Source organism: Pantoea sp. SGAir0183, from assembly GCF_043545505.1.
In genome coordinates, this window is record NZ_CP028053.1 from 4054155 (window position 1) to 4066791 (window position 12637).

Genomic DNA, 12637 nt, shown 5'->3' on the forward strand with positions numbered 1-12637 from the left:
GTCACTGTGTTTGTTGTACTCAAGACGCTGCCAGGAAAACGGGCACGCGGGTGTGAGGCTTGCCCGGCGCAACACCGGGCAAGAATACCGACTCAGAACAGCACGGAGTAGTTCAGACCAAACGTCCGTCCCCGGCCTTTGTACTGATACAGCGACGGTGAACCATAGGTCGGGCTGTAGTACAGCGGCGCGCGCTGGCCCCATACCGTGGTGTAATCACGATCCAGCAGGTTTTCCACGCTGAAGCTCAGCTTGCCGACAGGCAGTTCATAGCTGCCAATGAAATCAACAGTGGTGTAGCCGTTGATGTTGTAGCCCGCGTCGTCGCTGAGATTAAACGAGGTAGTGCTCTGCACCTTCAGGCTCCACGGATCCGGTGACCAGCCAACATAGGCGGTCGCTTTCGACGGGCTGGCGACTTTCACGTCATATTTTCGCCAGCTGCCATCCACTTTGGACTCGGTTTTGAGCACGTTGAAGTTCGCTCCGGTGCTCCAGTCGGTGTCCGGGATAAAGTAATCCACGGCACCTTCCACCCCGTAAATGCGGCGCTTATCGTCAACCACGCTGATCGTCAGGTCCTGATTCTGCTGCACATTCTTGTCTGACAGGGAGTAATAGGCGCTGAGTTGCGTACGCAGATTATCGCCGGTATAGCGCCAGCCCAGTTCCCATGAATCGACTTTGATGCCCTGCAACTTGCTGGCATCCACATTAACGCTGTTGGTCAGCGGGAGATTGCCGTTAACCGCCCGGCCATAGGTGCCGCGCCCGTAATATTTGCCTGGATCGGGCAGCTCAACGCCCTGCGAGAAGTTAAACCAGGCCTGCTGCCGCGCCGTGATATGCATCAGGATACCGGCGTTATACAGGAAGTTATCGTAATCGGTAGAGCCGCCTGGAATCGCATCGGCCGAGCGCGCGGTACCGTTGGCAATCGCCTGCTGCTGAGCGTAACCGACGAAATCATCCACCTTGTTTTCGGTGTACTGATAGCGCACACCGCCACTCAGCGTAAACGTCTCATTGATGTCGTAGCTGGACTGCAGGAAGGTCGCCAGATTAGTAATGTCATAACCCGGATAACGGCCCGTGGTGTAGATGCTCTGGTTGTTCAGCCCGCCCGAGGCGGCCGACTGTCCCAGATCAAAGAACATCTGGTTGGAACTGAAACGCTCATGATCGGCGTCTACGCCGTAGGTCAGCTGCAGCCCATCGACCGGCTTACTGGTGATCGCCAGCTTACCGCCGTACTGATCGGTGTTCTGCTCTGAGGAGGACAAACTGGTGACGCGTCCGCCGGACACCGTGGGGAACGGATAAAACGCCAGTGACTCGTCCCGGTAGTAAACCTGCCCCACCAGCTCCTGACCAAGAAAATCAGTATTGGAGTACTGCAGGCTGACCAGATGGCGTTCGGTGCCGGGAAGGCGGTCGGAGTTCAGCCCTTTGCGGGTGTACGCGGTGCCTCCGCCCGTTACTGCGGAGAAGTTACGCCCAAGATAGAGGCCATAATCGTCATCGCCCTGACTTTTGTAGTACTGCGTGACCAGCTGCAGTTGCTGGTGGTCATCAATCTCCAGCGTGCCGGTGCCCATAATATCCAGACGATCGGAATACTGCAGGCCCGTCTGGGTATTGTCCATCAGCAGTGAATCGCCCTTGCCATCATACCAGCCGCCAAACTTTTGGTAGGCAACAGACAGGCGTCCGGAGGCACGATCGGTGCCGCCGGAGAGGGCAGCCGCCACGCGTTCATCATGGTCTTTGCTACTGTTGAATCCGGTTTTGGTGCCGGTTTCAAACTCGAACTGGGTCCCTGGCTGGCCTTTTTTGGTCACGATATTGATCAGGCCACCGGTACTGCCGCCGCCGTATAGCGAGGTGGAACCGGAGATCACTTCAATATGATCGATATTAAACGGATCGATGGAATCCAGCTGACGGCTGTCGGTACGCGAGGAGTTAAGACGTACGCCATCCACCAGCACCACAATTGCGCGGCCACGCATGTTCATACCGTAGTTGGTGCGGCCCTGGCTACTGACGTCCAGGCCCGGTACCAGCTGTGCCAGTGCATCTTTAAACTCTTTTCCGCCCTGGACCTGTTGCTCCAGTTCGGCCCCTTCAATCACCCAGGTGGTCTGTGCCATTTCCGCCACGGTGCGGTGCGTACGGCTGGCGGAGACAACCATTTCATTCTCACTGGTTTGCTGTGCCACCGCCGGTGCCATCATGGCTAATAACAGCGGATTAAGCAGCCAGATATTTTTGTTTTTAGTCTTCATCGTCGTTCCTGCATGCGAGGTTAAGGTTTACCCCAAGGACTCGGTATAGTTTTGAGTGGATGCAGCACCTTGCTGCGGTTTTTCCCGGCTCGCGCTGCGCCACTGAATCAGGGCAGGCGGCGTGCTGAGATCGAATAAATCACGCCCCAGCGCGCGATTCAGAATACGGGCGGAACGCCAGGCCATCAGGCTGAGTTGCGGTTCAGCGATGCCGTGCGTTTGCATACTGGCGTTGACCGCAAAGATGTTAGTGTCCCTGGGTCCGTTCCACTCCAGCGTGAAATCTTCGCGCACGCTGAACGTGCACTCGTCTTTCATGGTCAGGCGGCTCATCAGCGGTGACAGTAGCTCGGGCAATGCCGGGCGATAACCGGTGGCAAAAATCACCACATCGCACTCAATCAGGTCATAACCCTGATCGAGCTGATGCTGTAACTGCACCTGCCAGCATTGCTGATGGCGGGTCAGTTCCACCACCGAGCGGCTGGGAAGCAGATGCGCATTGCGCGGCTGCCCCAGCACCTCAAAGCGATGATACAGCTCGCGATAAATCGTCAGCAGCGACGCTGCCGTAATGCCATCCGAAGTCATCTTTTGCTCATCCAGCATGGTCTGGCGCGCCTTCTCACTCAGGCCGACAAAGCTGGATACGTACTCAGGGGTGAAATATTCATTGGCAAAGGCCGCTTCATCCAGCGCGTTAAAGTTATTGCGGCGCGACACCCAACTGACATTCGCCGGTTCACCCCACTCTCCCCGGAAGGCGTTCAGGAACAGATCGGCACCGCTCTGCCCTCCGCCGATTACGGCAACGCGTTTGCCGCGCAGATCGGGCTTGCGCAGGCTCATCTCACTGGCGTGGAAACAGGTCGCACTGATGCGGTTGACGCACGGCGGCAGATAGGGTTGTTTACCAATACCAAGACAAATATTGCGTGCGTAGCGCTCACCGTCATGGCTGTGAATCACGAAACGCTGTTTCGTGTCGTCAAACTCGATGCGCTCCACCGTGTGATTAAAGTGCAGGTTATCCATGCCCTCGGCGGCCCAGCGCAGATAGTCAGAAAACTCATCCCGCGATACGGTTCGCAGCTCTGCCGTCATAAAGCGGTAGAATTTCTTACGCTTCACAAGGTAGTTCACAAAGCTGAACGGGCTGGTGGGCGCAACTGCCGAGACCAGATCTTTTAAGAACGAGGTCTGCATATGGCAGTCCGGCACCAGCATGCCGGGATGCCAGGCAAAATCCGGCCGACTGTCTAAAAACGCACTGGTAAAACCCTCGGCTTCGTGTGCCAGCGCCGCGATACTCAGGTTGAACGGGCCAATACCGATGCCAATAAAATCAACAGTGTTTGTCATGATTCAGTCCTTGGTGACCAGCCACAGCGGGTTTTGCAGATTTTCCAGGTAAGTGGGCAACATACGGCTCCCGCCATCCTGATCGGGCCAGGTGAGCTTTACCGGGTTCAGCACGACGCGAATGATTTGTGGCTTGAAGAGGGAGAAAAGCGCAAAGCGCGCCGACAGCTGCGGGTGCGCCTGCATGTAATCGCTCAACACTGCGGCAAGCAGTTGGTAAAAGCGCCGCTCGGGTACGCCAAGGCGCGCCATCAACGGCGAAATAAAACGCAGAACCGTGACAAAATGTCCGGTTTGCAGGTCATGAATCAAATAGTCCGCGCTCAGGCGGGCCGTGACGTCACGGACCGCCTGAGGCAGAGAGGCCATCTCGGGAAAATCGTCCTTCACCAGCCGCATGTCGCCCTGAAAATCCTTCAGCAGGACGCGCTGCGGAATACTGTCTTTCATCGCCAGAGTAATATTTTGTCCGTGCGCGATCAGCGCCACGCCGTAACGGCACAGCAGGTGATACAGCGGCACGACGACCACGCGAAACATCTGACTGAGCCAGGCCTCGGCGCTCAGGCCCGAGCGGGCAATGTAGGCACCGATAAGCGGCTGTCCCTGCTCATCGCACTCCATCAACGTCGCCATCAGAATCGGCGTTTCGTCCTGATGCAGCCAGCGCGCAGGATTTTCGCGCCAGATCACGCCCAGCATTTCCTGGTAGCGATAGGGGGCTTCGGCCAGCGCGGCGTAACCTTGATGAGCGACATAGCCTGCGGCGGGTTCGCCCAAAATCACCGCCCCGCTTTGCTGCAACGTTGCATCAGTGGCGAAGACATTTTGTAACCAGCGCGAGGCCAGCGGGCCCGCCGCGATGTATTTGCCAGGAATGCCGCGATAGCAGGAGGTGTTGTAGATCGTCAGCGGCAGTTTGATATCCAGTCCGCCCTGACGGCTGGCATTGGTCAGCGTGCGCAGTGACTGCTGTGCCAGCCACCGATCGCCAAACTCGCCCAGCGAGACCATTTTGCCAGTGGCCAGATCCGCGACAAAATCGAGTGCGATTTTTTGCTGCCATTGCCAGGGATGAACCGGTAACGGCAGCCAGCTGTCGTCCAGTCCCTGTGCCTGCCAGGCCTCGGTGAACCGGGCGTATTCGCCGTCATCCATCGCGGCATGCAGCAGTTGCTGGATGTCCAGCGTGCTGTCGCAGCGCCAGACCAGATGCTCACGCTGAACCGCCAGCCAGTGCAGGCGGAACGTGTTCAGGTATTCCGGGGCGTAGCGCGCCAGTGCCGCCAGTCCCCAGCCGCGTCGGCCTTTGTTGAAAACAAATTTGGGATGGCCGCTGAGCAGGCACTGCAGGCGGTCGGCATCCAGATCGATAAGCGCGTCCGCGCTCATTCCCTGACGCGCCTGCATAAGCTGAAGATCGCCGCGCAAGGTGGCGTAGAGATCCTGCATATGCTCCGCTACCGTGGCATCGCTCATCGACAGCACCGGCTGTAACTGGCAGAGCAGGGTCTGGGCCAGTACCGGCGTATCCGCACAGCGCAGGCTTTGCGCATCGATCCATAGCCAGCCCCAGATGCCGCGTTCGGCGGTAAAGTGCCACTCAGCGCCCGGCAGGCTGATGCAGTAACGGTTATCGCCCTGCGCCTGGGCCTGAAAGACCTGCTCGTACTCCAGCTCGGCCAGCATTTTCGCCACCAGCTGACGGTTCACGGTTTCCCATGCGTGCGGATTCATCACAGGCCCACCTCGCTGAAGAAGCGGGCACGCCGGGTCATCACCAGGCGAGAGCGCTTGTGAGGGAAGTCGAACTCTTTAACGGTGGCATAGCCCGCAGGTGCCAGATGACGGAACAGGCGCTGATTATCAGCGCGTGGCTCCAGCACCAGCCGCTGGGTGTGCGGGTTATCCAGGAACAGGTAGTGGCTGATACCGCGCAGCCAGCTCTGTACATAGTGCGGTCCGCGCCACTGCGATTCGCCCACCAGCAGGTGCAGGCCGCGGTCATACGGCTGCCAGCTGTAGTGGCGTCCGATACGGTCTTCGGCGGCCCAGTAGATTTCAAAGTAGCTGAAAGGCGCATCATCAAAACAGCCAATCAGCGGAAAGGCATAGCTGCTGGTGAGCTGGCGTTGCAGGTAGGCGGTCTGCACCGCCAGCGATCCGCTCTGCTCCCAAAAATAATCCACGCGCGGATCGTTCATCCAGCGGGTGAACATCTCGGCATCCCGCGCAGGATCGGCCACGCGGAAACTCAGCGTCCGGCGCACGCGCGGATCGTAACGGCGATAGACTTCGCCTTGAGGACGCGGCGGACGCTGGGGGAAGTAAATCTCACGTTCGGCATCAAAGACCATCTCGCCGGACGCCTGCTGACGCGGCGTGGACAGCCACAGCGGCAGTTGCCAGAAGGCCTCGCGGTGCACGATATCGCTTTTCAGCGCGGCAAACAGGGCCAGCGCCTGCGGCTCTTCCCGCCATTCGGCATAGGGCAACACAATGGCGGAAAGCGACGGAGCCGCGATAAACATCTGATCCAGCGCATCACGCAACCAGCCTTCGGCAAGCGGGCCGGTATAATGCAGGACCGCACTGTTGTCCTGTCCCCAGCCCAGATTCAGGGCCTTACCAGACTTCTCGCAGCGCAAACCGTGGCCGCTGTGAACAATCGTTGCCTGAGACATTTAGCGCTCCTGGGACAGAAGAGGATTGGTGAAGTTGAAGTAGATTACCGACGGATCGGCGATGGTGTTTTCGTTGTGATCGTGCAGGTAACAGAAGAAGTTGCCTTTCACATTCCAGTGCGGACTTTCCAGCACGTAATCGAGACAGTCCGTGTGCGTGACCTCGCAACGCAGCGCAGACAGCGCATCACGTACGCGCGCCATCAGGTGCGTTTCGCTGTCCATGCCCGCCGCGCCCAGTGCCGCCGTGACCGCGAACGTGGAATTCACTAACAGGTAATAGGGGAAATAGCGCAGCAGCTGTTCGCGGCTAAAGACGTTTTCTGCCTGCGCTTCGCTAATCTCATCCAGCCAGCCTGCGGCGTGCGGCATAAAGGCGCTGCCCTGGCAATCGCGATAGATCAGGCCAACCGGCAGGTCTTGTGCCATTTCCACCAGGATATTTTGCTGATGCGCTAACAGCACCAGTCCGTAATCGGCTTCGGCCGTAAACAGCGGTTTCAGCACCTGCTGGCAGTACGCGTCCACCCAGGCATGGGCGGCCTGTTGTTCGCTGATACGCAGGCGCTGGCTCAGGCGCTTAACCGCCGCCGTCAGCAGTGCGTCGCCGCCGTCCGGCGCGGACTGCGTCAGGGAGACCAGCACGTTGGTCTGACTCTGCGGCTGGTCGACAATCAGGTTTTCACGCAGTGCGAACAGGCTCTCTTCCCTGATCGTGCCCTGCATATCACGCAGCCCGGCCCAGCCGTCTTCCTGCATCACACGAAACGTCGGGAAACGCGCCTGCATCGCCTGCCAGCGCGCGGTCTGCGCCAGCCGCGCCAGCCGCATGCCGCGTTTGACTTCTTTCACCGATAAAGTGCGGACGGAGTTAGTGAGTCGCACGCTCAGCGAGAACTTGATCATGTCACGACTGGTCGCGCAATAGAGCGAGCGTGATGACGTGGTGGGCAGCCAGGATGTTCCCGCCTCACCCAGATCCTGTAGCCGTCCTTGCTCCATCAGTTGCTGACACCAGCTCTGCTGCAGCAAATAGTCGGCCTGCCAGGGATGCAGCGGGAATAACCACCGCTGGTCCGTCAACGCATGCAGCAGTTGCGGTGCATTCTCAGCCGCAAAACGCGTCAGGCGCTGCTGTAAGTTCAGTTTCAGGCTGTCGCCCGCCAGGTAATCTTTATCCACCGCGAACCAGCGCAGCGGAAAATGCGGGGCAAAATCGGGCAGGTAGCGTCTGGCCTGCTGCGGCGTGAAAGGTTCGTGCGATTTGGGGGCAGGATGGAAAGCGTGCCCGACCAGCAGCGCCTGTTCGGCCTCGGCAAAATTGAGTGCGTTTTCGCGCAGCCCGCACCAGTCATGACGGGACGCCGCCGCTTCGCGGGTGTGGGCATGACTTTGCATTACGCGCTGGTAAAACGCCTCGCAGCCTGCGACGGGCAGCGCGTGCTGGTGTTGTAACTTATCGACAATCAGCCTGGCGACGGTTTCAAACGCCACCGGTTGGCTGCCACACTGCGTCACCAGCCGGGCCGGAAAGACAAAACGGTGGTGCTGCGTCGGAGAAAAGTAAGCCACCTTAAAGTGTAAGGTCTGCTGTTCATCCAACGGGATCGTCAGTTCGGCGGGGTCACCCTGGCTCAACTGCCAGTCCCTGGTTTCACGGATCAGGGCGTTCAGGAAGCATTGTGCCGCCACGTCCCAGGCCCCGTCATGCGTCGATTGTATCATTATCAAACAATTTCCAGTCGTTATGATAATGCGAATTCTGCCGATAACAGTTCTCATTATCAACGACAATTGTTAGAATTGGCAGAATAAATTTTACAAATACATACAACAAAGATACGGGTTAGCAACATCGTGACATCTCCTGAACTGGCCATGACGCAAAAAAAAGCGTTAGCAAACTGGCCTTTAGCCATCAGCGCCGGGTTGCTGGGTGTGGGACAAAATGGCCTGCTGGTCGCGATTCCGGTGCTGGTTGCTCAGACCAGCCTGAGCCTGTCGGTGTGGGCAGGACTGTTAACGCTCGGCTCCATGTTGTTTTTGCCCGCGTCGCCGTGGTGGGGAAAGCAGATTGCCCGTCAGGGAAGTAAACCAGTGGTCCTGTGGTCGCTGGCCGGTTACGGCACCAGCTTTTTGCTGCTCGGTCTGGGCTGTGCGCTGCTGTCTGTGCAGGCCGTCAGCGCACCGATTGGATTAGGCATATTAATTATTGCCCGGGTTTTTTATGGTTTGATGGTATCGGCCATGGTGCCCGCCTGTCAGGTATGGGCGCTGCACCGGGCGGGCGAAGAGAAGCGCATGACGGCGCTGGCGACCATCAGCTCCGGCCTGAGCTGTGGCCGACTTTTTGGCCCCCTCTGCGCGGCCGGAATGCTGGTGATTCATCCGCTGGCCCCGCTGGCGCTGTTGGTGGTGGCGCCGCTACTGGCGCTGGCCCTGTTGCTGCCGTTACAACGTTCGGCCCCGCAGCCAGCGGTGACGCGTAAAAACGCCCGCCTGCGCCCTCATTGCCTGCCCTACCTGCTATGCGCCCTGCTGCTGGCGGCCACCGTCAGCCTGATGCAACTGGGGCTGTCTCCGGCGCTGGCCCGACAATTTGCCGGGCAGACGGCGGCGATAAGCCATCAGGTTGCCTGGCTGCTGAGCGTTGCCGCCATCGCGTCACTGGGTGCGCAGTTTCTGGTGTTGCGTCCGCAGTTACTGACGCCGCTTTCACTGTTAATCAGCGCCGGGATCCTGATGGCGCTGGGCCTGGGCATGATGCTGACCACGCCGCTCTGGCTGTTTTATGTCGGCTGTGCCGTGATGTCGTTCGGTGCAGCGCTCGGCACACCCGCCTATCAGTTGCTGCTCAACGACACGCTGGCAGACGGCGCCGGAGCAGGCTGGATCGCCACCAGCCATACGCTGGGCTATGGCTTGTGTGCCCTTCTGGTGCCAGTGATCACGCACTCGCACGGCGAAGCCGCGCTGATTGCCGCCGCACTCACTGCCGCCATGCTCTTTATTGCCCTGTCGGGGCTGATCTGGCGTTCAAGATCAGCCTTATCGGCTCATTAACCACAAGGAACGACGATGGCTGACGTCCCTGCTTACCGCCTTTTTGAGGTCAAACTGGCCCGCAAACATCACCTTTCACCTTCGATGCTGAGCCTGGTGTTTAACGGGCCCGACGTGGCACAGATGAAATCGGATGCGCCCGACCAGCGGATTAAGATTTTGCTGCCTGCCGAAGATGGCAGCCTGCCCGACCTGCCCAATAACGATGAGTGGTACCAGACGATTCTGTCGCTGCCCAAAGCGCAGCGGCCGCTGCTGCGCACCTATACGCTGCGCCACCTGGATGTCCAACGTGAGGAGCTGACCATTGAGTTTGTCAGCCACGGTACAGAAGGTCCGGCCTCGGCCTGGGCCATCAACGCGAAACCGGGCGACAGCCTGGTGATCGTTGCGCCGAATGCGGCGTTTGAGGCCGACAGCGGTGGCTATGAATGGACGCCGCCAGACGGCCTGCGCAATGCGCTGCTGATTGCCGATGAAACCGCCTTGCCTGCCGCGAAAGGCATTCTGGAATTGCTGGCCCGCCAGCCCCATCCGCCCCGGGTTCAGGCTTTTTTTGAGGTGCCGGATGCTGAGGATTGCGTCGATTTACAGGCGTACGCGTTTGCCGACATTGTGTGGTTGCCCCGCAAACCTGCGTTTGCTTCACATGGTGAATGCCTGATCGCGGCAATTCAGTCCCAGGTCAGCGTACCCGATGGCGGCCAGCAGCAGGCCGTGCAGGAAGAGGAAGACGGTGAGTTACTGTGGGATCGTGCGCAGGCGCGCAACAATGAATTTTACGGCTGGGTGGCCGCCGAATCGACCGTCGTGAAACTGCTGCGTCGCCATCTGATTGGCGAGCGCGGCGTTGATCGCGAAGCGATTAACTTTATGGCGTACTGGGCCAAAAAGCGGGCACACTAAGCGTCTTCTTAAGCGCATTTTATTCAGGGAAGCCAGCATGATTTCAGGACGTTGTTTATGCGGAACGGTGGTATTCAGGCTGACACAAAAGCCCAGTCATTTTTACCGCTGCCACTGTTCGCTGTGTCGTCGCCAGACCGGCACGGGCCATAATCTGGCGACGATCGTTAATGCAGACCACTTTCGCTGGTTGGCCGGTGAAACCTTTATCGCCAGCTGGCGTCGCCCGCAGGGATACCGCAATGACTTCTGCAGGAACTGTGGATCCACCGTGCCGAACGACTTACGTGACCGGCCGCTGATCTGGCTGCCGATTGGCCTGCTGGATGACGATCTTGATCTGCATTGCGCCGGCGACTATTGCCTGGACGATGCCCTGTCGTGGAGCGGTCATCCGGTTGAAAACCGCCATCAGCAGGCTCCTGACTCGCTGGATGCCCTGCTTCACGCCCTGCACGTCACACCGTAAATCCAGTCCGCCGCGTAACTGGCTCACGAAAGCTGTGCCGTGGCGGATCGTCTGCCCGGCCCGTGGCGCCCGTTACGGTACGTCCGTTTGCGGTGCCGTTTTCAGCAGGTCAAGTAAGGTCGCGATGGGCGGATCCAGCATGATAATGTCTTTTTTAATCAGCAGATGCAGCGTGGTGGCGCGGCGCACCCCATGCCGAAGCGGCAATATCTTCAGAATGCCCTTTGCCAGTTCGTGACGGATGCGCTCCTGCGGAATCCAGCCATAGCCCACCTGATGCATTACCGCTTCTACCGCCGCGTCAATGGTTGAGAAAGACCAGTAATCGCCACTGCTGCTTTCATTCTGCACTGTAAAATGTTCGCGATCCGCAATGCGAATCAGCGGATACCGCGCCAGTTGTTCCTCATCCAGGTCTACGCCGCATTGATGCAAGGGGTGATCGCGGTGCGCCACAGCGACAAAATCCACGTTCATCAACCATTCGCCCCGCCCGGCCATATCCTGACGCTGGGTTACCACCATCACATCGGCCTCAGCATAATCGGTATCGGTTTCGAGCACTTCGGTGAGATTAATTTGCGTGTGTGGGTGGCGTTGCTGAAAGGTTTTCAGGACAGCGAACAGGCGGCGGCGCGGAAAGATGCTGTCCACCACCAGATCCAGTTTGGTTCTGACGCCGCTGCGTATGGCGCCCGCATACGCCTCCAGCGAATGAAACGCCTTAAGAAGCGGCCGCACCTGCGCCAGCAGCAATTCACCGGCGGGCGTAAGTACCGCTTTGCGCCCCTCAATGTGCAGTAAGGTGATGCCAATACGCTGTTGCAGCATGGCAAGATTGTAACTGACGGAGGACTGGCTGCGGTTGGTCAGGTTGGCGGCTTTTGCAAAGCTGCCTTCTTTCATAACCTTATCCAGCAGGCTCCATTGTTCCAGCGTGGTTTTATGCATCATTAATCCATTTTTTGAATGGTTTTCATCATAAATTAGCGTTTTTAATTCATAAAGTGAATGACTAAGCTGGGTTCACCAACAGAGGAGAACGAAAGATGAGCAGCTTCGACAAACACAATCTTGACGGTTTCACAGGTAAACATCTGGTTTATACCTACGACAACGGCTGGAATTATGAGCTGTACATTAAAAACGAAGACACCATTGATTATCGTATCCACAGCGGGATGGTGGGCAATCGTTGGGTCAAAGACCAACACGTTTATATCGTCAGAGTCGCGGAAAATAGCTATAAAGTGTCCTGGACCGAACCTACCGGCACCAGCGTCAGCCTGATTGCCAACATGAGCGACAAGCTGTTCCACGGCACCATTTTCTTCCCACGCTGGGTCATCAATAATCCTGAACGTACCGTCTGTTTCCAGAACGACCATCTGGACGAAATGGCGAAATACCGCGATGCGGGCCCAACCTACCCAATCGAAGTGATCGATGAGTTTGCCACGATTACCTTTGTACGGGATGCCGGAAAAAATAACGAAGACGTGATTGCCTGCGCGGCAAGCGAGCTGCCGGCGAATTTCCCTGAAAACTTAAAATAGTCACCAGGCAGGAAAGGGGCTAAGCCCCTTTTTGTTCACCAAGACGTACACAGCAATACGATTCCGCCAATGCAATCTGGCCCGGTTGATCTTTACTGGCGGTTATCCCTGACCGGTTCCTTTCCCTTATCACGCCTCTTTTATCCTGTCCGGACATCCACCTCTGTCCGTACCCTCTCCCCGTTCACCTGGCGCAAAACAGATCTGTGCACAGAACTTTTATGTGCCTCACACGAAGCCGATTGATAAAGACGGCAGATGCCGTCATCCTGCTTTAAAAGCCGGTAAGCACAGGACGTCAGCTGTGTG

10 protein-coding genes are annotated in these 12637 nt (G+C 57.9%); 4 read left to right on the top strand and 6 right to left on the bottom strand.

The genetic code is table 11. The features are described from left to right. Positions 1-92: 92 nt before the first annotated feature. From iutA to iucA, 5 genes are read right to left on the bottom strand one after another with little or no spacing between them, the layout of a single operon-like run. Positions 93-2288: a ferric aerobactin receptor IutA gene (iutA, locus tag C1N59_RS18935; RefSeq protein WP_039339017.1), complete on the bottom strand. Its 2196-nt coding sequence runs from the start codon at positions 2286-2288 to the stop codon at positions 93-95. Positions 2289-2315: 27 nt separating this feature from the next. Then, positions 2316-3650 carry an NADPH-dependent L-lysine N(6)-monooxygenase gene (iucD, locus tag C1N59_RS18940; protein ID WP_058702358.1) on the bottom strand — a complete coding sequence of 445 codons (1335 nt, stop codon included), beginning with the start codon at positions 3648-3650 and terminating at the stop codon, positions 2316-2318. Positions 3651-3653: 3 nt separating this feature from the next. Beyond that, the gene (iucC, locus tag C1N59_RS18945; protein WP_394550079.1) at positions 3654-5387 is read right to left on the bottom strand and encodes an aerobactin synthase IucC; all 1734 of its coding nucleotides are present in this window, start codon (positions 5385-5387) and stop codon (positions 3654-3656) included. Next, on the bottom strand, positions 5387-6334 hold the full coding sequence (iucB, locus tag C1N59_RS18950) for a GNAT family N-acetyltransferase (protein WP_205952503.1): 948 nt from the start codon (positions 6332-6334) through the stop codon (positions 5387-5389). Before iucB ends, iucC begins: the two co-directional genes overlap by 1 nt. Further along, positions 6335-8059, bottom strand: a complete 1725-nt coding sequence (gene iucA, locus C1N59_RS18955; protein ID WP_394550080.1) for an aerobactin synthase IucA — start codon at positions 8057-8059, stop codon at positions 6335-6337. Positions 8060-8191: 132 nt separating this feature from the next. Here iucA and C1N59_RS18960 point away from each other — a divergent pair, with 132 nt between their 5' ends. The 3 genes from C1N59_RS18960 to C1N59_RS18970 are packed head-to-tail and all read left to right on the top strand — an operon-like array spanning position 8192 to position 10772. Further along, positions 8192-9397 carry an MFS transporter gene (locus C1N59_RS18960; protein ID WP_110268063.1) on the top strand — a complete coding sequence of 402 codons (1206 nt, stop codon included), beginning with the start codon at positions 8192-8194 and terminating at the stop codon, positions 9395-9397. Positions 9398-9412: 15 nt separating this feature from the next. After that, positions 9413-10303 carry a siderophore-interacting protein gene (locus tag C1N59_RS18965; RefSeq protein ID WP_033739076.1) on the top strand — a complete coding sequence of 297 codons (891 nt, stop codon included), beginning with the start codon at positions 9413-9415 and terminating at the stop codon, positions 10301-10303. 37 nt (positions 10304-10340) lie between these two features. Then, positions 10341-10772, top strand: coding sequence for a GFA family protein (locus tag C1N59_RS18970; RefSeq protein WP_039339024.1), 432 nt, complete (start codon positions 10341-10343; stop codon positions 10770-10772). Between the two features lie 72 nt (positions 10773-10844). On the opposite strand, the gene C1N59_RS18975 is transcribed toward C1N59_RS18970, so the two are convergent. Next, positions 10845-11723 (bottom strand): LysR family transcriptional regulator, encoded by an 879-nt coding sequence (locus tag C1N59_RS18975; RefSeq protein WP_394550922.1) that lies wholly within the window; start codon positions 11721-11723, stop codon positions 10845-10847. 98 nt (positions 11724-11821) lie between these two features. Here C1N59_RS18975 and C1N59_RS18980 point away from each other — a divergent pair, with 98 nt between their 5' ends. Next, positions 11822-12328: a phenolic acid decarboxylase gene (locus C1N59_RS18980; protein ID WP_033739073.1), complete on the top strand. Its 507-nt coding sequence runs from the start codon at positions 11822-11824 to the stop codon at positions 12326-12328. Positions 12329-12637: the final 309 nt, after the last annotated feature.